The sequence below is a fragment of the Pedobacter sp. WC2501 genome (genome assembly GCF_052682415.1).
The window spans coordinates 5396540-5418324 of sequence record NZ_JBQZFI010000001.1 but is presented as its reverse complement, the minus strand read 5'-3'; the positions used below and the strand labels follow the sequence as shown (position 1 = coordinate 5418324).

Annotated in this window: 18 protein-coding genes; 8 read left to right on the top strand and 10 right to left on the bottom strand. The window is 37.7% G+C overall.

The genetic code is table 11. The features are described from left to right. Positions 1–224: 224 nt before the first annotated feature. A complete protein-coding gene (locus ACUN24_RS22730) occupies positions 225–1544 on the bottom strand; it encodes an NAD(P)/FAD-dependent oxidoreductase (protein ID WP_445564596.1) in 1320 nt (439 codons plus the stop codon). Between the two features lie 210 nt (positions 1545–1754). Here ACUN24_RS22730 and ACUN24_RS22725 point away from each other — a divergent pair, with 210 nt between their 5' ends. Beyond that, positions 1755–1886, top strand: a complete 132-nt coding sequence (locus tag ACUN24_RS22725) for a hypothetical protein (RefSeq protein ID WP_445564595.1) — start codon at positions 1755–1757, stop codon at positions 1884–1886. 111 nt (positions 1887–1997) lie between these two features. Here the strand turns inward: ACUN24_RS22725 and secDF are convergent, their stop codons facing one another. The 4 genes from secDF to ACUN24_RS22705 all read right to left on the bottom strand — a co-directional run bounded on the left by secDF (position 1998) and on the right by ACUN24_RS22705 (position 7342). Further along, positions 1998–4979: a protein translocase subunit SecDF gene (gene secDF / locus ACUN24_RS22720; protein ID WP_445564594.1), complete on the bottom strand. Its 2982-nt coding sequence runs from the start codon at positions 4977–4979 to the stop codon at positions 1998–2000. A 507-nt stretch (positions 4980–5486) separates the two neighbouring features. Further along, entirely contained in the window at positions 5487–5996 is a 510-nt protein-coding gene (locus tag ACUN24_RS22715; protein WP_445564593.1) for a dihydrofolate reductase, read from the bottom strand. A gap of 76 nt (positions 5997–6072) precedes the next feature. Beyond that, positions 6073–6444, bottom strand: a complete 372-nt coding sequence (locus ACUN24_RS22710; RefSeq protein WP_445564592.1) for a four helix bundle protein — start codon at positions 6442–6444, stop codon at positions 6073–6075. A gap of 103 nt (positions 6445–6547) precedes the next feature. Next, positions 6548–7342: a thymidylate synthase gene (locus ACUN24_RS22705; RefSeq protein WP_445564591.1), complete on the bottom strand. Its 795-nt coding sequence runs from the start codon at positions 7340–7342 to the stop codon at positions 6548–6550. Between the two features lie 210 nt (positions 7343–7552). Between ACUN24_RS22705 and ispE the strand changes: the two genes are divergently transcribed. The 7 genes from ispE (at position 7553) to ACUN24_RS22670 (ending at position 12961) form a co-directional block, all read left to right on the top strand. After that, entirely contained in the window at positions 7553–8356 is an 804-nt protein-coding gene (gene ispE, locus ACUN24_RS22700; RefSeq protein ID WP_445564590.1) for a 4-(cytidine 5'-diphospho)-2-C-methyl-D-erythritol kinase, read from the top strand. Between the two features lie 154 nt (positions 8357–8510). Further along, the gene (locus ACUN24_RS22695) at positions 8511–8930 is read left to right on the top strand and encodes an OsmC family protein (RefSeq protein ID WP_445564589.1); all 420 of its coding nucleotides are present in this window, start codon (positions 8511–8513) and stop codon (positions 8928–8930) included. An 82-nt stretch (positions 8931–9012) separates the two neighbouring features. After that, positions 9013–10179, top strand: coding sequence for a trans-sulfuration enzyme family protein (locus ACUN24_RS22690; protein WP_445564588.1), 1167 nt, complete (start codon positions 9013–9015; stop codon positions 10177–10179). 79 nt (positions 10180–10258) lie between these two features. Further along, a complete protein-coding gene (locus tag ACUN24_RS22685; protein WP_445564587.1) occupies positions 10259–11020 on the top strand; it encodes a hypothetical protein in 762 nt (253 codons plus the stop codon). 63 nt (positions 11021–11083) lie between these two features. Beyond that, entirely contained in the window at positions 11084–11764 is a 681-nt protein-coding gene (locus ACUN24_RS22680; protein ID WP_445564586.1) for a DNA alkylation repair protein, read from the top strand. Positions 11765–11882: 118 nt separating this feature from the next. After that, positions 11883–12605, top strand: coding sequence for a pirin family protein (locus ACUN24_RS22675; RefSeq protein ID WP_445564585.1), 723 nt, complete (start codon positions 11883–11885; stop codon positions 12603–12605). Between the two features lie 59 nt (positions 12606–12664). Next, a complete protein-coding gene (locus ACUN24_RS22670) occupies positions 12665–12961 on the top strand; it encodes a hypothetical protein (RefSeq protein WP_445564584.1) in 297 nt (98 codons plus the stop codon). 343 nt (positions 12962–13304) lie between these two features. Here ACUN24_RS22670 and ACUN24_RS22665 read toward each other — a convergent pair whose 3' ends face one another. The 5 genes from ACUN24_RS22665 to tgt all read right to left on the bottom strand — a co-directional run bounded on the left by ACUN24_RS22665 (position 13305) and on the right by tgt (position 21776). Then, positions 13305–13586, bottom strand: coding sequence for a lipopolysaccharide assembly protein LapA domain-containing protein (locus ACUN24_RS22665; RefSeq protein ID WP_219075353.1), 282 nt, complete (start codon positions 13584–13586; stop codon positions 13305–13307). A 4-nt stretch (positions 13587–13590) separates the two neighbouring features. Then, positions 13591–16395 (bottom strand): TolB family protein, encoded by a 2805-nt coding sequence (locus ACUN24_RS22660; RefSeq protein WP_445564583.1) that lies wholly within the window; start codon positions 16393–16395, stop codon positions 13591–13593. Positions 16396–18659: 2264 nt separating this feature from the next. Next, entirely contained in the window at positions 18660–19538 is an 879-nt protein-coding gene (locus ACUN24_RS22655) for a DMT family transporter (protein ID WP_445564582.1), read from the bottom strand. A gap of 2 nt (positions 19539–19540) precedes the next feature. After that, positions 19541–20644, bottom strand: a complete 1104-nt coding sequence (locus tag ACUN24_RS22650; RefSeq protein ID WP_132403829.1) for an LptF/LptG family permease — start codon at positions 20642–20644, stop codon at positions 19541–19543. A 1-nt stretch (position 20645) separates the two neighbouring features. Continuing rightward, positions 20646–21776, bottom strand: coding sequence for a tRNA guanosine(34) transglycosylase Tgt (tgt, locus tag ACUN24_RS22645; RefSeq protein ID WP_121286727.1), 1131 nt, complete (start codon positions 21774–21776; stop codon positions 20646–20648). Positions 21777–21785 lie beyond the last annotated feature (9 nt).

The window sequence follows — 21785 nt, the reverse complement described above, 5'->3', positions numbered from 1 at the left end:
GTTGATAGCCAGGGTGCATGATGGATTTATAGCCTGCTTGCTAATATTTCGGTTGAAAGTTGATGGTTCCGACTATAACAATTAACCATTTTGGCCATGAACCATCAACTATAAACTATAAACCATTAGCGTGTGGCTATATGCACTTAGGCTATTAACCAACATACTATCAACTATGAACCATTAGACGCTGGAAATTAACCAATCAACCAATGACAAATGAACTAATGTACCTCACTCTTCACTTCTTCCCTATAATCCACACTTCTATCTTTTGCAAAGGTCCTGATAATTAAACGTGTTCCTCTGTCGTAACTAAAATAACTCCAAACCCAGTTTACGAAAACAATGATTTTATTCCTGAAGCCCACTAAGGTCATTAAGTGAACAAACATCCAGGTAAACCATGCGAAAACACCCTGGAAACGGATTTTGCCGATATCAACAACAGCTTTATTTCTACCTACTGTAGCCATTGAGCCTTTATCGAAATATTTAAATTTCTCCAAAGGTTTGTTTTCTTTGATATTGATCAGGTTTTTAGCGAGGTGATGACCTTGCTGAATGGCTGCCGGAGCTACTCCCGGGTGACCGTTTGGTGTCTCTTCGTCAATAATAGCAGCTACATCGCCTATGGCATAAATGTTATGGTACCCTACTATTAAATTTTGGGGATCTGTTTTTAATCTGCCGCCTCTCACCACTTCGGCTTTATCTAAACCAGCTAAAACCTCACCCTTAACGCCAGCACTCCAGATTACGGTTGAACTTAAAATTGGTGCTTTATCCTGCAAGGTGAGTGTATGCCCGTCGTAACCCAGTACCCTGGTTTCATTCATAATCTGAACGCCCATATCGGTAAGGAAATCTTTGGCTTTTTTTTGTGCCTGTGGCGACATTACGCCCAATAATTCAGGTGAATTTTCGATCAGGTAGATGTTCACCCTGCTCAAATCCATTTCCGGATAATCGTTAGGAATTACATGTCTTTTAAGCTCTGCAATGGCACCGGAGGTTTCAACGCCTGTCGGACCACCGCCAACTACAACAAAGTTTAATAGGGCACTTTTTTTATCTGCATCTTTTTCGATCAGCGATTTTTCGAAATTCTGTAAAATCAAACTTCTTAAATCTAATGCTTCAGGAATTGATTTCATCGGCATTGAATTGGCTTCAATTTCTTTATTGCCGAAAAAATTACTGGTAGAACCTGTGGCGATAACCAGATAATCATAATTGATTCTGCCTATGTCAGTTTGTAAACAGTTTTCGGCAGCATTAACTTCCGTAACTTTGGTCACGCGAAAAATCAGATTTTTTTGTCCTTTAAAAATCTTCCGTAAAGGAAAAGCAATCGAATCTGCTTCCAGACCTCCTGTAGCTACCTGATAAAGCAACGGTTGAAAAGTATGATAGTTATGTTTATCAAGCATAACCACCTGAAAAGGTTTATTTTTTAAACGTTTAGCTAACTCAATCCCACCAAATCCGCCACCAACAATCACTACTCTGGGGTATTCGCTTTTTGGAAGTTGTAAATCCATTCTTTATCGGTTTATCTGTAGCAATGTAACAAAAAAATGGCCAAAAGGTTTAAAAGATGAGGTTTTGACAGTTATTCTAGCTTAAAAAAGAAGATATAACGCTGGTATGACGAAGCGGGATTTTATAGGTTTATAGTACTAACTCAGGTTAAATAAACCTGATAGGAATGGAAATCCTTTTTAATTTGCAGTAGCCCTGAACATTTTGTCATGCTGAGGAACGAAGCATCTGCAAACGATGGAACAGATGCTTCGTTCCTCAGCATGACAATGCCTATTAAAAAGATTGGAATGTATAGCAGGACTATTGGAACCGAAGAGCCACAGGCATTGCTTTTCTAAAACCAAAAAATATAGCAAACCACTTTTTGTTCTTTTCGTGGTAAAAAAGCAGGGCATAAAAAAAGCGCTCCGATAAATCGAAGCGCTTATATATTTTAAGATCTTAGTCTCTTATTTTTTCTCAGCTGAGCTACCCAAATCAATTACGATAGGAGTAGAGATACATAATGATGAGTATGTACCAATGATACGGCCGATCAATAATGCGAAGATAAACCCACGGATGCTATCGCCACCGAAAATGAAGATTACCAATAACACGAAGAATACGGTTAATGAGGTTAAAATCGTACGACTTAATGTACTGTTCAACGCGAAGTTGATTAAGTTGTTACGTGCTTCGCCATGTAAATCTTCTTTACCTGATTCTTTTAATTTCTCACGGATACGGTCAAATACAACAACTGTCTCTGTCATGGTGTAACCCATTACAGTTAAAATTGCTGCGATGAAATCCTGACCAATTTCTAGTGAGAACGGCATAATACCATCTAAAATAGTGTAGAAAGATAATACCATTAACACATCATGGAACAATGCGATTACCGCACCTAAACCATACTGCCATTTTTTGAATCGTACTACGATGTAGATAAACATGAATAAACATGAAATCAATACCGCATAGAAAGCACCGTTTACGATATCACTTGCAATAATTGGCGTTACCTTTTGTGAGCTTACGATTTCATATTTGGATCCGGCTAAACCTTTGTTTAACGCATCTTCTACAACTTTATCAGTTTTAATGTCCTGATCTTCGATGTGGAAAGTAGTAGTGATTTTTACCTGACTATCTTCGCCTGCAGTTTTAACCTCTGGCGTTTCGTTACCGAAAACCGGGTTTAACTTAGCTTTTAAATCTTCAGTGTTAACTGCTTTATCGAAGTGAACCAAATAAGTTCTACCCCCTTTAAAATCTACACCTAAGTTTAAACCGCCATTTTTGAAGTACATACCAATACCAGCAATAATAATGATGGTAGAGATAATGTAATAGATTTTACGACGGCCAACAAAGTTGAAGGCTAAGTTTTTAAATGCGTTACGGGTTAAGCTATTATCGAAACTTACATCGATTTTGCGGCTTAATAACGATTCGAAAACTACTCTCGAAATGGCTACAGCTGCAAATAATGATGAAAGGATACCAATACATAAAGTAGTTGCAAAACCTTGAACTGGACCGCTACCGAAAACGTAAAGGATAGCTCCTAAAATGAATAAGGTAACGTTTGAATCGATAATCGACGGCATTGCATGTTTAAAACCTTCCTTAATTGCCGTAGCGGTGTTCTTGCCATGCGCAAGCTCTTCACGTACGCGCTCAAAGATAAGGATGTTTGCATCTACCGATAAACCAATGGTTAATACGATACCGGCAATACCAGGTAAGGTTAATACTGCACCAAGTGATACCAGGATACCAATGATGAAGAATAAGTTAATTAACAACGCAAAGTTTGCAACCCAACCTGCACGGTGATAATACAACGCCATGAAGATTAAGATTACGATAAAGGCAATTACGAAAGAGATTAAACCATCGTGAATAGCTTGTGCACCTAAAGTTGGACCAACTACATAGCTACCTGCAATACGCGCAGGTGCAGGTAATTTACCAGCTTTTAAGATGTTTGATAAATCTTTAGTATCGGCCTGCGTAAAGTTACCAGTAATTTGAGAAACACCACCAGCAATCTCGTTCTGTACGGTAGGAGCAGAATAAACCTGATTATCCAATACAATGGCGATAGATTTTTTGTTGTTTGGATCAGCAGCAGCTTCAGCAGTAATTTTTTTCCATTTAGCAGAACCTTCGCTGGTCATGTACATGGTTACTTCTGGTTTACCTTTTTGGTCAAAATCTGCACGCGAATCGCTGATTGCCTCTCCACCTAAATCTGGTTTACCATCAGCGCTAACCGCTTTGATTGCATATAATTCGAAAATTCTTGAACCTTCCCTGGGTTTAACACTCCACATAAATTTCATCGTAGATGGAATAGATGCAGCAACTTCAGGAAGTTTTAAGTAAGCATTAACTTTTGCAGTATCTTTTTGTAACGACATACCAACAACTGCACCAGGCATTAATTGTTGTTGTCCGTTTTCGCCCTGGTAAATCGGTAGGTTAAGAACAGCATACAATGGGTTAGATTTCATCAATTCGGCTTTAACTGCACTCGAATCTTTTTTACCTAAGCCAGCAAGTTTGCCACCTTTAGCTGTAGTGTCTTTAGCAGCAGCTTTTTCCAAGCCAGCTAATTTACCCCCAGCAGCCGGAGCAGCCGTTGTATCTTTAGCAGCTGGTGCATCAGTTTTTAATGTTGCCGCTAAAATTTTATTAATGTTTTCTAATAATGGCGCAACTTCCTGTACCTGGTAAACCTGCCAGAATTGTAATTCGGCAGAACCCTGTAAAAGTTTAGCAATACGCTCTTTATCCTGTACACCTGGCATTTCGATTAAGATACGGTTGCTACCTTCTTGTTTTTGCATATTCGGACTAACTACTCCGAAACCATCAATACGTGAACGTAAAACTGTAAATGAACGATCGATAGCGCTGGTAGCTTCTTTTTCTAAGAAAGATTCAACATCGCTATTGCTTGCGCTAGGTTTTAACTGAGATGCGTTATCCTGATTAGAAAAATAATCTGCAAGTTTTACTCCCGGGCTTAATTTTTCGAATTCATCAACAAAAATTTTGATGTAATCTTTACCACCGGCATTTAATTGAATCTGTGCATTCTGAACTGCTTTGTTGAAGTTTGCATCAGCAGGGTTACCCGCTAATGATTTTACCAACTCCGCCAACGATATTTCCATCGTTACGTTCATTCCGCCTTTTAAATCCAGACCCAAATTAATCTCTTTCGCTTTTACCTCCTGGTAAGTAAATCCAACTAATGGATAAACTTTTACGGTACTCATCGAATCTAAGTAAGCCTTTTCTTTGGCTAAATCACCCTTCGCAGCGTTTTTTGCGTCTTTTTCTACCTTGGATGCTACCAAAGTAAAAGAAAGTGCGTACGCACAAACGATAGCCAATACTATCGCTATAAACTTAATAAAACCTTTTCCTTGCATTGTTTGTTTAAAATAATTTGTCTTTCGCTGTTTTTTAACAAGTCGGCAAATCTAATTAAATTTTTAAATTATAGAACCCCTTAATTGATAATTTATTAACATTAATTTTTATGGGGCAATAATCATTGGAGATTCACCAGGCAGAATTCATTTTAGGGTATTGAATTAATATTGAAATTGATCGGAAAGCAATTGCAGCAGCTTTTAGGCTTGGTTCCATCCCGCTACTGTTTTAATCTTTTTTCTGCTGTCATGCTGGGGCACGAAGCATCTTTCCATACGAGGGTTCTTAGAAACAAAGACACATGATCGATCTTTTATGAAAAGCAACACCTGGGTTTCTTCGGTTCTGATAGTCCCGCTGTCCGTTTTATTTCGCTGCGCTTCATGCTCACTGCCATCGGGTTTAGCCGGCAGGGGTAGAGGTTCTATTCGCATAGGATAACCTGTAAATAAGATGCTTTGCGCTCCTTGCGCAAGTTCTTCGCGTTCTTCGGTTAAATTGAGTTAAACCCTTTCTAAAACCTCAAAAGTATAATCGTATTTATTCTTTTCGTCTGCTTTGTGTGTTTCGCTGCTAATCACTTTCCATTCTTTCCGGTCTATTTCAGGGAAAAAAGTGTCCGCGTCAAAATTATGATGAATAGTGGTTAAATAAAGCGTCTGCGTTTTAGGTAATGCCTGTCTGTAAATCTCCGCTCCGCCAACAATGAATACTGGTTTTTCTTCTGTTTTGGTGATTGCTAAAGCTTCATCCAAACTATTCACCACTTCAACACCTTCAATTTTTAATTCAGTATCTCTGGTAATCACAATATTCCTGCGGTTCGGTAAGGGCCTGCCTACGGAATCGAACGTTTTACGGCCCATTACAACCGTATGGCCAGAAGTAGTTTGCTTAAAAAACTTTAAATCGGCAGGCATGTGCCATAAAAGCTGGTTGTTTTTGCCTATTGCGAAGTTTTCGCCTACGGCTACGGCTATTGAAAGCGAAGGGCTTTCTGGTTCATTAGTCATTAGTCATTTGTTTATTAGTGTCTGCAAAGTGCATTAGGCATAATTTCTAAGTATGATCCCAGCATGCGTCGACAGGTTAAAACTTGTTTAAATTTTTTCCAATATATTTTATGTAAGCATTCAGCTTTAAATGGATTGTTTGCAATTCGGTATAAAGTTCTGAATAACAATCTTCAGATATCAAATTTCTGTTTTTTGATTTCCGAAGAAATGATTTTACTTCTAGAATCGAACCGCGGCTATAATAACAAAAGTTTTTGTTCTCTTTGAAATGATACCTCCCATATCCTTCTGCAATATTTGCACTAATAGAATCTGCTGCTCTGCACAATTGTTTGCCGATGGTATCTTTAGCGAAATATTCCCATCCCATAACAATACCCCAGATTTTATCTGAAATTACCTCAGACAAATTATATACTTCTAAATCCTCTAATTTATAATTCATGATTTCTCTTGATTAAGTAAATTAAAGGGATGATTTTTTAAAATAGGGCATTCAATCTGCATCCAAACAAATGAACCAATGGCTAATGGCAAGTGAACAAATGTTACACCGCCACTATACCTTTAATATGCGGATGCGCTTCGTAATTTTCTAATGTAAAATCTTCAAATTTAAAATCAAAAATGCTTTTTATTTCTGGATTGATTTTCATGGTTGGAAGTGGTTTCGGTTCGCGACTTAATTGAAGATTGGCCTGTTCGATATGGTTATTGTATAAATGGGCATCGCCAAGGGTGTGGATAAAATCTCCGGCTTCAAGACCGCAAACCTGTGCCACCATCATAGTGAGTAGTGCATAAGAGGCAATATTAAAAGGCACACCCAGGAAAATATCGGCACTGCGCTGGTACAGCTGACAGCTTAATTTCCCATCGGCAACATAAAACTGAAAGAAGGCATGACAAGGAGGTAAGGCCATATTTTCGATTTCAGCAACATTCCATGCAGAAACAATAATTCTGCGCGAATCGGGATTGTTTTTGATCGTGTTAATCATATTGGTAATCTGATCAATATGCTGTCCGTCTGGTGTTGGCCAGCTTCTCCATTGCGAACCATAAACCGGTCCGAGGTTGCCGTTTTCATCTGCCCATTCGTCCCAGATACGTACCCCATTATCTTTCAGGTATTTAATGTTTGTATCGCCGGTTAAAAACCAGATCAGCTCGTGAATAATAGATTTTAAGTGTAGCTTTTTTGTTGTAACCATTGGAAAACCTTCCTGAAGGTTAAAACGCATCTGGTAACCAAAAACACTTATAGTCCCAGTGCCTGTACGGTCGTGCTTTTGAGCGCCAAGATCAAGCACATGCTGCATTAAATCTAAATATTGTTTCATACTGTTCTGATAATTTACAAATATCTAAAATTTATCAGGTGTTGTAAATCATTTTATTGTTTAATTGTTAACATCGGTTGGGTGTAATTCCGTTGTGTAGTCCCGACGTGAAGCCGGGGCCTACATAAAATTTGTATGTTTGCAACATGAGACGGTTGCTGGTTTCGGCACCATGGACTCAGGACTTAAGACTCACGACTAAGAACTAAAATGCTATCTTTTCCCAACGCAAAAATAAACTTAGGTTTAAATATCACCGAAAAACGTGCTGATGGTTACCACAACCTTGAAACCGTTTTTTACCCGATCAATATTAAAGATTCGGTCGAGATTACCGATGCAGAGGTAACTTCTTGCAAAATTCATGGTATTGAGATTCCCGGCGATCCTAACGATAACCTCTGTTTTAAAGCATACCAATTGGTAAAAAAAGATTTTGATATCCCCGCACAGCAGATCAATTTGCTGAAAAATATTCCTGTGGGAGCAGGCTTGGGCGGTGGATCAGCAGATTGTGCTTTCCTGATCAAATTGTTGAATGATAAATTCAGTCTGGAAATGTCTGTTGATAAAATGGAAGGTTACGCCCGTCAGTTAGGCGCAGACTGTGCCTTCTTTATCGAAAACAGACCTGTTTATGCCTTTAATAAAGGAGACGAATTTGAAAAGTGCGAAGTAGATTTGTCAGCCTGGTTTAAAGTTTTGGTAAAACCGACCGTGCATGTGAGTACGGCCGATGCTTATGCGCATGTAAAACCGCAAAAGCCTTTGCAATCTTTAAAAGAAATTATACATTTGTCACCAACAACATGGAAAAATAAGGTTATCAACGATTTCGAAATATCCGTTTTCGCCAAGTATCCCCAAATTCATCAAATAAAAACCAGTTTATACGATGCAGGCGCAACATTCGCTTTAATGAGTGGTAGCGGTTCGTCGGTTTTTGCAATTTTCGACCATCCGGTTAAATTGCCTGAGCTGGAAAAAAATAACTTAGTATTTTATGGTATTTAAGCTGAGCGCATGGCGCATGGTGTTCGAATAGCAAAATGTTAGGGTATTAAATAATAAATTTAAATTAAGGTAGAAGCTTGGAAGATAGAAGGTTTAAGGCGTTTGAAATGTCTCATATCTAATATCTCAAATCTGACATCTCGATACGATTAATATGAACATAAATCTGATCCGCAAGAGCGGTAAATTTAATTTTGAAGCAGAAAACGAGGGCGGTTTTACTGTAGAGTTGGATGCAAAAGCTGCCATTGGGGGCGAGGGAAAAGGTTTCAGACCGATGGAAATGTTACTGATTGGATTAGGCGGCTGCAGCGGTATTGATATGGTAAATGTATTAACCAAGCAAAAGGAACCACTTGACGATATTAAAATCGCTATAAATGCTACCAGAAAAGAGGAAGAAATGCCACCAATTTTTGATGTAATCGATATTCACTTCGATTTATTTGGCGATTTAAGCACTCAAAAGGTAGAACGTGCTCTACAAATGACCTTCGATAAATATTGCTCGGTATCGAATATTTTGGGCCGTTCAGCAACTATTAATTTTACTTACAAAATAAACAAGGTGTAGGGTTTAAGATTGAGGAGGAAATTCTCTTATCTCAAATCTTATGTCTCCAATCTCATGTCTCCATACTCATATCTAATATACAATGAAATCCGAAAATTTTGAAACCATAGCTATACGCACGCAAACCGAACGCAGTTTACACAAAGAGCATTCATCACCAATTTACCTCACTTCGAGTTATAAGTTTGAAGATGCAGAAGAAATGCGTGCTTTGTTTGCGAATGAAAAGGAGGGAAATGTATACAGTCGTTATTCAAATCCAAATACATCCGAGTTCATCGAGAAAATGTGCCTTTTAGAAGGTGCCGAAGATGGTTTTGCTACTGCAACAGGTATGGCCGCGATTTTTACCACATTTGGTGCATTTTTGAAAAATGGCGACCACCTGGTTTCGAGCCGTTCGGTTTTTGGTTCTACGCACCAATTATTAACCAATGTTTTTTCTAACTGGGGTGTAACTTTCGATTATGCCGATTTAGATAAACCGCAGGATTGGGAGGCTTTGATTAAGCCGAACACTAAAATGATTTTTGTAGAAACCCCATCTAATCCTGGTATTGATATTATCGATCTTGAATTTTTGGGCAATTTGGCTAAAAAACATAATATATTACTTGTTGTAGATAATTGCTTTGCTACACCATATCTGCAACAGCCGATTAAATATGGTGCGCATATTTCAATCCACTCAGCTACTAAATATATTGATGGACAAGGGCGTGTTTTGGGTGGTGTAATTTTAGGAACCAAAGATTTAATTGCAGATGTAATTGGTTTTGCCCGTCACAGCGGACCAGCTTTGTCGCCTTTTAACGCATGGATTTTATCTAAGAGTTTGGAAACCTTGGCTATCCGTATGGATCGTCATTGCGAAAATGCTTTAAAGGTTGCCGAATATTTAGAAAAACACCCGAAAATTAAACTGGTAAAGTATCCTTTTTTACCATCGCACCCTCAATACAATATTGCCAAAAAGCAAATGAAACAGGGTGGTGGTATTGTAACCATTGTCGTTGATGGTGGTATAGATGCGGCACGTAAATTTATGGATGGTCTGCAAATGTTCTCTATTTCCGCAAATTTGGCTGATACCCGTTCTATTGCAACGCACCCGGCTACGAGTACACACAGCAAACTTACCGAAGAGCAACGTAATGAAGTTGGGATTGAACAAGGTTCAATTCGTTTATCAATAGGTTTGGAGCATATCAACGATATTTTAGCGGATATTGAGCAAGCTTTAGCTTAAAGTTTTTTTGACGGAAAAAATCATAAATATTTTTTTAATGGTTTGTTTATCAGTAGGATGTTTGATTTGAAATAATTTTATGAAAAACTTTTTTCTTCTATTATTGACTACAGTTTTATTTTCTTGCAATCAAAGAGATAAAAATGCTTCAGCCCTTAAGGAAAAGGCAGGGTTGAATCTGGAAAAAATTGATTTCAAAGAAAAACCACTTGAATTATTAAAATTCAAAATAGACTCAAATGTAAATAATGATCCGGATTACCTTAAAAAAGGCTATTCAATGCCTTTCGACTATCCGGTTGCTTATAAGTTAGATGCCTGGAATGGCAAAGATTCCTTTTACGGTAAAGCGTATTATAGTAAGGTTATTGATAGTATTGCCTATTATCAGAACATATACTTTAACAGGGTTGCTTTTTTAGCGCATAATAATAAAACTGTAGCGATTTTAGCCGATGCAGAACTTAAATCTGATACGGTTTACAACGAGTTTGTTAAGCAGTTAGAGAAACAATTTGGCACGCCAGCTTTTAGGCCACAAACTACTGAAGACGTTTTTTACGAGTGGTCTGCCAAAGATAGACGTATACAAATCGATTATTCTAAAGGAGTTTCAATGGAAGCGATGTCTGGCAAGAAAACGGAGGTTAAGCAAACATTTAACATGCAAATGCTTATTTTTAGTAGGGCTGAGGGGGCAAAAATTGATAGCATTCAGCAGAAAAATTATGCTAAAACAAAGGAATATAAAGTGATGCAGGGCGATTTCAAATTGTACAAAAATGATCCTCAAAAGAATATCGTTTTAATGGATAGCATCCTTAATGAAAAATTTAAGTAATCATTCTTTTTAATTTCATTGGTACTTTACCGATGATAGGGATTGGCGAATTGAAGATCAAACATGAATGACGTTTCTTTCATTCTTTCCGAACTAGAATCAATCAGCGAGCCTGAATATTTAAAAAAGATGGACCATTTTGGAATCGATATTTCAAAAGCTTTTGGTATCCGAGTGCCCAATATTCGCAAGTTGGGCAAACAGATCGGTAAAAATCAGGAGCTGTCTTTACTCCTTTGGGGAACCGGATTTCACGAAGCCCGTCTTTTAGCCACATTCATCGGCGATTATAAACAAGTAACAGAAATGCAAATAAACGCCTGGGTGAAAGATTTCAGTTCATGGGATATATGTGGTCAGACTTGCGGGAATCTTTTCGTTAAAACGCCTTATTTTAGGTCAAAGGTTATTGAATTTGCAGCGGCTGAAGCGGAATTTGTAAAACGTACCGGTTTTGTGTTAATGGCCGAAGCAGCCGTACACCTCAAAAAAGAACCGAACGAAACATTTTTAAGTTTTCTTCCAATTATTGAAAGGGAGGCTTATGATAACCGGAATTTTGTTGAAAAAGCCATTAACTGGGCGCTAAGGCAGATTGGCAAACGTAATGCATTTCTGCATGGGCAGGCCATCCAAACTGCACACAATATTCTGGCACAGAACAATAAAAAAACAAATTGGGTAGCTTTAGATGCGCTGAGGGAATTAAACAGCAATGCTGTGTTGGCGAAAGTTAATCCTTAGTCTTATCAAACGCCAATCGCTCCCCGCCCTCCGCTCCCCGCCCTCACTTCTTACCCTACATCAATGCACAGCAAGCAGTACTGTATTAACTTTGTATCATAAACAAGAAAGGAAATTTATGTCACAGTTTATTTTGCACAAAGAAAACACCCGCGGTCATGCTAATCATGGTTGGTTAGATGCACACCATTCATTCAGTTTTGCTAATTACTACAATCCGGAAAGAATGCACTTCGGAGTTTTAAGGGTTTTAAATGATGACAGTATTGATGGTGGAATGGGCTTTGGCGCTCACCCACACGATAACATGGAAATTATTACCATTCCATTGGCCGGTGCAATTGCACACAAAGATAGTATGGGTAATTCAGCCACAATTAAAAATGGAGAAATCCAGGTAATGAGTGCCGGAACAGGTGTGAGCCATAGCGAATTTAATGCAAATGCAGATGAACAATTAAATTTATTACAGATCTGGTTGTTTCCAAACCAGAAAAACGTTACACCACGTTACGATCAGCAAACATTGGATGTTGCGGCGAGGCACAATAACTTCCAGCAGATTTTATCGCCAAACGCGGATGATGCTGGTGTATGGATTCACCAGGATGCCTGGTTCTCATTAGGTAAATTCGATGCCGGATTTGAAACTGAATACAAAATCAAAAAAGAAGGGAATGGTGTGTATGCTTTCATCATCAATGGAGAAGTAACCATAAACGGACAGGTACTAAGCAAAAGAGATGGTTTAGGTGTTTGGGATACCGATAGCATCAGTTTTAAAGCCAATACTGCAGATGCAGAGGTTTTATTGATGGATGTTCCGATGGAATTAAACTAAAATAATTTAACCAAACCTCGCAGGTTTTAAAACCTGCGAGGTTTATCTATGTAAGAACTATGCAAACTACCATACTTTATATCGGAAGAGATACTGAAATTACGACGGTAATGAACCGCTTGTTAAATGCCAGGCCAGAGTGGAAAGGTATCTGTGTATGCACGGATGATGAAGCTATCGAGATTTGCCAAACACATGAAATAGATTTGGTGCTGCTGGGAAATGGCATTGATGCAATATGTGAAAAAGCATTGAGAGCAAGACTCACCGGGCTTAAACCAGACCTAAAAATTATCCAGCACTATGGCGGGGGAAGTGGGTTGTTGTATGGGGAGATCATGACCGCGTTAAATTAGTAAAACTAATATTTATACGCTTTGCTATTTGAACTTAAATAGCGGCAGTTGCCACAACCTCTCCTAAACGGGATTGCAGCGATATCCTTTTAAAATTAGCACCTGCTTCCGTTTCACTGTCATGCTGAGGTACGAAGCATCTGCAACCGATGAAACAGATGCTTCGTGCCTCAGCATGACAATTGCATTTTAAAAGATTTAGCGAAAAGCCCGACTGTCAATTAATAGCGCTACAAGACTTGCTTTTCAAAACACTTTAGGCTAATCTCATTAAAACTAGTTTTACGCAGGAAAAATAAATCTTGATGGTCTGTGAGACACAGACCATGGGAATTTTTGGGCTCTAACTAATGTAATCTCTGTCCTCGTCGCTTAAGGTATTTTTCTTTTCTATTGTAGGTTGATTTCTTTCGATCTCATCATCGTAACTGCTTACTGTTTTCCGCGGACGACCCACTACAAAGCCGATAATAAAACCAATAATGATGCAAACACCGATAACCAAAAGTTTAGATACCGGAACTGTGGTAACCAGAAAATTGAAATCTACAGCTTCAGTATTTACCATCAAGAATATGGTCAGCAATGCGGTTAAAATAATAATGGAGATTGTTTTTGCGCTCATGGTTTTAGAAGCTATAATTAAATGAAAACTCTAATATCGGATTTTGATTGTAAATCTGGTTAACAAAAACCAATCTCGCTCCTAAATCTACAACAGGTTGATAGCGTAAAATGTTTACGCTCGTGTTCAATTCTACCCCATAAGTTTTCGGATCGTTAAATGTGGTGCCCTTACCAATGTTCTCGTAATGGCAAAATAATCCCGCTCTAAAATTCCTTATGTAAGCCAGCGGACCCAATTCCCAATCGGGAAAGGCAAATGGAAAGCGGTAGTTGAAAAGTAAGCTGTTCTGCAGTTTGCTTTTTGCTAAAATGTTGTTGTATCCATACACGGTTGTAATCTCTGTTGCATACTGGTTTACCCCGCTTGCTTTCTGGTAATTGAAACTCGCCAGGAAGGAATGGTTTTTAGCAAGCCCCGGGAAATATAGAAAACTTTCGAGCGCTAAAATTTCTCCACCTAAATTTTTATCGAAAGGTTGGTGATCATAAGTTACCCTGAATACCTGTGCCCACTTGGGTGCAATATCTCTTTCGGTAGTGCGCACACTGTGATTGAAAGTAAAGTTGTATTCCATCGGAAATTTAAGTTCCCGTATAAAACCGGTTGGCATGTTTTCTGGCATGTACCTTTGCGTGAAACTGGTCGCCGTATTTAGTGTAAAAGCATAGTTCTCATTGCGCATATTGAACGATAGCGGAACCGATGCATTAAGCTTGATATAGTTCTCTCTCCAATCGCCTTGTTGTATCGCATTTTTAGCTCTGTAGAACGTTCTTTTCGGACGGTTGCGGTATAATACACTAAACACCGGATAGAGCGCTTTATAGCTAATGTCAGCTGTGTATTCGAAACGTTTTAAATCGCGGTGGTATTTTGCACCCGAATAAATGTCCATAGTGTTAAGCAGGTTGTTCGATTGCAGTTCTAAACCAAAAACGTATTCGTTGTCAATTACCGGAATAATGCTGTGGATGCTGAAAAGATTTAAAGCTTGGTGGTAACGTTTAGATTGGTAAGTGCTATCCGGTATTTTGTCGAAAACATTTCCAATATTTTCCTGCTTTTCTGCTGCGGCCGAAAAATCTATAAAGTTATTTTCGCCTACAGGTTTTTCTGTAATGCTGGTTTCGGCAATTTCGTAACCATTGATTTTGTAATCGTTAAAAATGATTTTTCCATCACTGGTTTCGGTAGGGTTAAAGGCGCCAAATTTAGACGCGCTTAATGCTGTAATTTTTTTCGAAGCAGGATCAATTCCGTAAATATTATCGATGCCATTGAAGTGCGCATTGAAAACAATTTTATCGTTAATAAAAACCGGACGGCTGAGCTGTTGCCGGCTGTTAGAAATCAATTGCGATTTTTTCTCTCCATCCATCAGCCACAAGCTTTTTCCTTTTTCCGTTACGCTGATATAAGCAATCTTATTTCCGGTTTTATCGAAAGCTGGCGTTTGCAGGATTGCGTTTTCAGGATTTGGATAGGTCTTTAAAATTTTTCCCGAGATAGCATCCAATTCAACTAGGTTGAACTGATTGTTCAGCTCTACTTTTGAAGCGATGATTTTCTTCGCATCGTTAGAAAGGCTAGGGGAGAAGAACCGGCTTTTGCTGCTTAATTTATTGAGTTTTTTGGTTTTCAAATTATACGAACAGATTACACTATAACTGCGCTGTTTGTATCGCGGATCGTAACGAATTTCATCCCAAACCAGCAAGTCATTTTTTAAGCTGAACCAGGGCTGTTCCTGATAGCCAATTCCAAATAATTTTTGCTCCGATTTATCCTCGTTAATAATCACGAAATATCGTGCATCTGTCTTACTTTCTTTGAGTGCTAAAATCTGGTTTTTATTGATTCTAACCGGTAAGAAATAATTCGTGGCCAGCGATGTTTTTTTATTTAAACTTTCATAGTTTTCTAAAGCTGTTTTTTCTTCCTGTATTTTCCATTTTTCGGCAAGCTTATTTTGGGTAGCTAGAAAATATTGTCGCGTATTTTCTCCTGTATATTTTTTTAAGCTTTTCGAAAAGGGATAAAGCCTCACTGGTCTTTTTCTGATGTCGCCAAGTAAACTGTCGGAAATGAACTGGCCGTATTTTTCTTTCATGTCTGCTACCATCAAATATCCGGTTTGGTAGTAGCCTGGTGTCACATTTTTGTTCGAACCAAAATAGGCTTTGCTGTAGCTGAATTTTTTGCCTTCCAAAATTGAAGCCCGGTAAGGCATGATCCAATTGGGCTGGCGGCCCCTGCCTGAAAAGGTCAGCGCCGTTTCATTAACCACCGCATCCCCTTCGAAAAACCAGATAGGTATGCCTGCACCAAAGTAGGCAAAGTAAACTAGCTCCGGAAAGGGGTGAGCCTGTGTTCCTGTCAATTTGTCAAACTGTGCAATGTGTCTGAGCTCATGTACAGCGAGGTTGTTTAGCCAATCCTGACTGTCGAAAAATTGAGGGGGCGTTGCATAAAATTCAGACTTCTTCGGACCCAGCTGAACAAAGCCATTTGCAACCGTTCCTCGGTTCTGGAGAAGGAGTGGAATAGTAGTTTTTTGTTGCCTCAAACCCAAGCCAATCTTGGTGTAGATATAGGGTAGGGTGTTGGCCATTCTTTGTGCTTCTTTCTCCAGTTCTTCAGGATAGATGATTTTAAAGCCTCCTGATGAAATGTAGTTCCATTTTACACTAAGTGGGTTTTGTGCTGTGCTGAAAATTTGCCCAAAAACTGATGCTGAAATAAAACTTAAAGTAATTGCGCTTAAATGCTTGATAATTAGTTTTTTGTTTGCTCTTTTTAAATTCATCTAAAATCTTTGCTAAAATATTTAGTTTTTTAAATTTTAAAGGTATTCTTAAACGTAAATTTTTAATTTATATTTATTGTCATAAGATACTGATTTGTAAATATTAATGAAATTTATGTAAATTCATTAAATACTGATTTTGTTGTGTTTTTTAACCTGATTTTACTTTAGATTTAACCGCTTCATCACGTTTTTTATCAATACTAATTTATTGATTTAATTTACACTTATTAATCGATTTTCCTTGAAAATTTTTGCGGCTTTTTAAATTTTAGTATGAATTTTAGAATGAGGTTTCTGTCCTGAAAATTGAGCCTGAGTCTTGTGGATTTCAGAATCCTTCCTGATGATTTATAGGAGTTAAGAATTGTCTGGTTTATTTGCTTATGTGGAGAATAACCATTACCGTAAAATTGATTTATTCCCAGCCAGGGATTAGATTTTTAGAGCCGTAAGACTCTAAGAATTTATAACGCTTAATGTATAAATTGATGCCGGTTTAAAATTCGGTTTTATAGGGTGATAAATATTTTTATGACAAAATGTCTTTAATTTTTGTCGCTTAATTCATACTGGTTTTTTCGTCATCAGGCCTGGATTTAACTTTCACAACTTGCTATTCCATATCCAGGTGGTTCTGGATGTTGTAATTTAACATTTAAAAACTCAGTTTATTATGGCTTCAACAAGGGTTTTAACACTAAAAATCTTGTCTGAATTTTACTTTAGGCACCCTGATTTGTATATCTTTTTAATGTTTTTAGGCTTTAAAACTCAGGTTTTTTGACTGGATAATGCGATTTCCTTGCGATATTCTAAGGTAGATTGGTTGTGGACATCTTTTTTTGAAAAAATTATTTTTAAGTTAAAAACTGCTTCCTTTATTACTTAAGGGCACTTTTTGATTGGTTTTATTATTGCTTTTTTAGGTTGGCGAATTAGTTAAATTTTGACGATTTTTCAGCTATTTATGCTAAACCTGAGTACATCATGAGGTCTGTTTTTCGGTATTTTTTCTAAATGTTATATTTTTAAAAGCTCAGTTTTTCAGTCGAAAAAGAGTAGTTTTCTATGATGCTGATCAGCTGATTAAAGACCTCAATATTCGAGTATTTGCTTTAACTAGTAGTATTTAATTTGCGGGATTCAATAATGTTAATACCTCTTTGTTGGGAATGAAAATTTAGGTTTTTGGTTGGTTTTTAACTAGATTTTATATTGGTATAGCTAATGATTTTTGAAGCAGTTTTTATGGGATTTCAATCTTAATTAATTATGCTTTTTAAATGCTTTTTGTGTTATATTTATTCTGCTTTTTTTTAGGTATTTATGAGCTCTTTTACAACTCTTTTTCTGGGCTGTTTTTAATCTTAAACACGTGTTTTTTTTGATGTGATTTTTGTTTGAATATCTGTTGTTTTTGCTAGGCTATTATTGGTCGGTATTGTTGAGGTTTTATGATGCTTATCTGCTGGTTTGATATTGTTTTTGGGTTTTAAATTCTGCTGTCTTACGTGCGTTGGCATTTTAATTTTTTATGTACAAGTATGATGCTGCATAATCATTTGTATGAGGGTACTTATTTAGCTTTAGTACGTACCTCTGTATTCTGTTAGTTGCCTCTAGTTTATTAACAAAAAATCCAATCTGAATTGATAGATTCGTGTGAAAATATCTAATTTATTTTGACCTTTATTTGGTGGTCTTAGCTTTACTTAAAGCGTTTAATGTTGATAATTTAGTGCATAGGAAATAAAGTAAAGTGGCATTTGGGATTGCGTGATATTGTCATTTCAAATGGGATGTAACGAAGTTGGTAAGCTATCAAAATGAATCTATTTCAAGATAATTTATGCGTAAAAATTAGTCTATAAAAAATTAATTAGAGTTATCGTCATTTCGAGCGGAGTGCAACGAAGTCGAGAAATCTGCTAAATAGATCTCTACATTTCGCTGCGCTTCAGTCGAGAAGGACGACTCGTTTTGATGGTAGCTGTAAATGCTGTGGAGTACAGATTAGTTGAGTTTCTGAATGCTTGATGTAGCGAAATCTGCCTAAATAGATTTCTCCACTTCGCGTTGCTTCGGTCGAGATGATGGTAGCTGTAAATGCTGTGGAGTACAGATTAGTTGAGTTTCTGAATGCTTGATGTAGCGAAATCTGCCTAAATAGATTTCTCCACTTCGCGTTGCTTCGGTCGAGATGACGACCGGTTTTGATGAAAGGTGTATGTTGTATTACTGTGTAATTTACCAATAGGATTCTATAGCTTGTTCTTCCTCTTTTTGTAGATCGGATATAAGAATATCGAGCCTAGAATAATCGTTGCACCAATGTAAAACCCGCCTGTCATCTGTTCTTTATTCTGAAAGAAAATGAAGGCCAAAACAATTCCGTAAACAGGTTCAAGATTGGTAATTAAGGCTACCCTGAAAGCCGATAATGTCCGCATTACAGCAACACCCGCAACATAGGCAACAGATGTACAAAGTGTCCCAAGAAGAATAAGATAGAACCAGTTTTTGGTGCTTAAATTGAATGCTGTGTGCAGTAGTGTTCCATCGTATAAACGGTAAAGTGTAATCCAGAAAAGCGCACCCACCAGTTCATAAAAACTGATAATGGAAGGCTCGCTTTTTTGTACTAATGTCGAGTTTATGGTTGAAAAAAGACTGGATGCCACTGCTGCTAACAAACCAAAAATAATTCCTAAGGTATACTGGCCTTCAAATTTAAAGATCATATATATCCCGAGAATAATTAATAAACCAATCAGAATATCGCCCATTTGAATGGGCTGTTTTTTGATCAGTGGCTCTAAAATTGCGGTAAATAAAGTAAAGGATGACAGGCATACCAAGGTTACTGAAACCGTGGAAACTTTAATGGCATGAAAGAAAAATATCCAGTGAATGGCTACAATTCCGCCGGTTAGAAAGAATTGAATAAACTGCTTTTTGGTTATTTTAATATTCTTTTTGGTGATTAAAAACCAGGCAAAAAGTGTAGCTGCTGCAATCAATACCCGGTACCAAACCATGGGTACTGCATCAATAGAAATTAATTTTCCGAGCACGCCTGTAAAGCCCCAGACAAATACAGTAAGATGAAGAATGAGTAAATTCTTTTTAGTGGCTTCCATTGCTATTTTGGTGCTTTTCTTAACAGGTAAAAACCTAATAAGCCAAAGAATAATGTAGGCATAATCACAGCTGCAAAAGGAGGTAATCCACCTTTAGTCGAAAACATCTGTGTGAACTGATTAAATACGATATAAGCAAAGCTAATGAAGATTCCGATACCTAATGATACACCGACCCCTCCACGTACTTTACGCGACGATAGTGCCACGCCAATCAGCGTTAATACGAATGCTGAAAGCGGGTGAAGGTAACGTTTGTATTTTTCAAACTGGAGGTCGTTCATTATGCCTGTTCCACGGATCTTTTCTTTCCTGATCTTATCGGAAAGTTCCTTTGTGGTTAAATTTTGTACCACATTGTCATATGCTGAAAAATCATCCGGACGCATATCCAGAATGGTATCCTTAAGCTTTCCGTTACCATAAATCATGGTTTCTTTCAGGCCGTCAATCTTCCTGATAGAGTAGTTGCTCAACTGCCATTTTCGTTTAAGCGAATCCCATTTTATATTTTCTGCAACAATCTTTTTGGTCAGTACATCTCCGCTAAAATTATCCAGAGAAAACCGGTATCCTGAATTGGTTTTATTGTCGAAATTATCAATATAAATATAGGTTTTGTCATCCAGTTTCATGTGGATGTTTGATTTTGTGGAAGGATCATTACGTTTTACATATGTATTCTCGAAGCTGTTTTTTAAAGTATTGGTATAAGGAAGGATATATAGATTTGAAAGTAAGTTGGCTGAGAAAATAATTGTAGCCGACACCAGGTAAGGAAATAAAAAGCGGTTAAAACTCACCCCACCACTCAAAATTGGTACAATTTCAGTCTGATCGGCCATTTTTGCGGTAAAGAAAATCACTGCAATAAAATTGATCAGGGGGGAAAGCATATTCACATAAAAAGGAATAGAGCCTGCGTAATATTTGGAAAGGATTCCCCAAAAACTCAAGCCGCTTTTCATAAAATCATCCATCTTTTCCGACAGGTCGAACACTACAATAATGATCACAAAAATGGCCAGGGTATAAATAAATGTACCCAGGTATTTCCCGATAATATACTGATCGATGATTTTTATCCTTCCTTTTAACAGACTCATTTTATAGCTTATTGCCTAATACTTTAACCATTTTGTTTTTCCATTCGTAAAATTCACCAGCAATGATCTTTTCCCTGGCCTGTTTTACCAGCCAAAGATAGAAATGCAGATTATGCAAGGTAGCAATTTGAGCGCCAAGCATCTCCTTGCTATGTACTAAATGTCTTAAATATGCTTTACTGGTTACTAAATCAGCATGAAGATCGCTCTCGGCATCCAGTGGAGAGAAATCATTCTCCCATTTTTTGTTCCTGATGTTGATGATTCCGTTTCTGGTAAAAAGCATGCCATTTCTAGCGTTTCTGGTTGGCATTACACAATCGAACATATCAATACCCAACGCAATATTCTCTAAAATATTAATAGGTGTGCCCACACCCATTAAATAACGTGGTTTTTCTTCTGGTAATATATTGCATACCACTTCTGTCATGGCATACATCTCTTCAGCAGGTTCGCCAACAGATAAACCACCAATGGCATTGCCTTCACGGTTCATGCTGGCAATGAATTCTGCAGATTTAATACGTAAATCTTTATACACCGAACCCTGTACAATGGGGAATAACGTTTGGTCAAAACCATATTTAGGTTCTGTTGTATCAAAACGTTCGCAACAGCGTTTTAACCAACGATGGGTCATTTTAATCGATTGCGCCGCATAAGTATAGTCGCATGGATAAGGCGTACACTCATCAAAGGCCATAATAATATCTGCACCAATGGTGCGCTGAATATCCATCGCATATTCAGGAGTAAAAAGGTGTTTTGATCCATCAATGTGAGAGTGAAAAGTAACACCTTCTTCCTTAATTTTACGAACTTTACTCAAAGAATACACCTGGTAGCCGCCACTATCTGTTAAAATAGGACGATCCCAGCCAATAAATTTATGTAATCCGCCAGCTTTTTCAAGAATGTCTAATCCTGGTCTTAAATATAAATGGTACGTATTGCCAAGAATGATTTTAGCATCAATATCGTCTTTCAGTTCGCGCTGATGAACGGCTTTTACCGTTCCGGCAGTGCCCACAGGCATAAAAATAGGGGTTTGTATTTCGCCATGAGCAGTTGTTACTGTTCCGGCTCTGGCTTTAGATAGTGGATCGTTAGCCTGTAAACTAAATTTCATCTGTTTCTA

What these genes read in the sequence shown, in the direction of transcription:
- ACUN24_RS22730 (WP_445564596.1), bottom strand. Translation starts at nt 1,544, where the DNA reads ATGGATTTACAACTTCCAAAAAGCGAATACCCCAGAGTAGTGATTGTT.
- ACUN24_RS22725 (WP_445564595.1), top strand. Translation starts at nt 1,755, where the DNA reads ATGCTGAGGAACGAAGCATCTGCAAACGATGGAACAGATGCTTCGTTC.
- secDF (WP_445564594.1), bottom strand. Translation starts at nt 4,979, where the DNA reads ATGCAAGGAAAAGGTTTTATTAAGTTTATAGCGATAGTATTGGCTATC.
- ACUN24_RS22715 (WP_445564593.1), bottom strand. Translation starts at nt 5,996, where the DNA reads ATGACTAATGAACCAGAAAGCCCTTCGCTTTCAATAGCCGTAGCCGTA.
- ACUN24_RS22710 (WP_445564592.1), bottom strand. Translation starts at nt 6,444, where the DNA reads ATGAATTATAAATTAGAGGATTTAGAAGTATATAATTTGTCTGAGGTA.
- ACUN24_RS22705 (WP_445564591.1), bottom strand. Translation starts at nt 7,342, where the DNA reads ATGAAACAATATTTAGATTTAATGCAGCATGTGCTTGATCTTGGCGCT.
- ispE (WP_445564590.1), top strand. Translation starts at nt 7,553, where the DNA reads ATGCTATCTTTTCCCAACGCAAAAATAAACTTAGGTTTAAATATCACC.
- ACUN24_RS22695 (WP_445564589.1), top strand. Translation starts at nt 8,511, where the DNA reads ATGAACATAAATCTGATCCGCAAGAGCGGTAAATTTAATTTTGAAGCA.
- ACUN24_RS22690 (WP_445564588.1), top strand. Translation starts at nt 9,013, where the DNA reads ATGAAATCCGAAAATTTTGAAACCATAGCTATACGCACGCAAACCGAA.
- ACUN24_RS22685 (WP_445564587.1), top strand. Translation starts at nt 10,259, where the DNA reads ATGAAAAACTTTTTTCTTCTATTATTGACTACAGTTTTATTTTCTTGC.
- ACUN24_RS22680 (WP_445564586.1), top strand. Translation starts at nt 11,084, where the DNA reads ATGAATGACGTTTCTTTCATTCTTTCCGAACTAGAATCAATCAGCGAG.
- ACUN24_RS22675 (WP_445564585.1), top strand. Translation starts at nt 11,883, where the DNA reads ATGTCACAGTTTATTTTGCACAAAGAAAACACCCGCGGTCATGCTAAT.
- ACUN24_RS22670 (WP_445564584.1), top strand. Translation starts at nt 12,665, where the DNA reads ATGCAAACTACCATACTTTATATCGGAAGAGATACTGAAATTACGACG.
- ACUN24_RS22665 (WP_219075353.1), bottom strand. Translation starts at nt 13,586, where the DNA reads ATGAGCGCAAAAACAATCTCCATTATTATTTTAACCGCATTGCTGACC.
- ACUN24_RS22660 (WP_445564583.1), bottom strand. Translation starts at nt 16,395, where the DNA reads ATGAATTTAAAAAGAGCAAACAAAAAACTAATTATCAAGCATTTAAGC.
- ACUN24_RS22655 (WP_445564582.1), bottom strand. Translation starts at nt 19,538, where the DNA reads ATGGAAGCCACTAAAAAGAATTTACTCATTCTTCATCTTACTGTATTT.
- ACUN24_RS22650 (WP_132403829.1), bottom strand. Translation starts at nt 20,644, where the DNA reads ATGAGTCTGTTAAAAGGAAGGATAAAAATCATCGATCAGTATATTATC.
- tgt (WP_121286727.1), bottom strand. Translation starts at nt 21,776, where the DNA reads ATGAAATTTAGTTTACAGGCTAACGATCCACTATCTAAAGCCAGAGCC.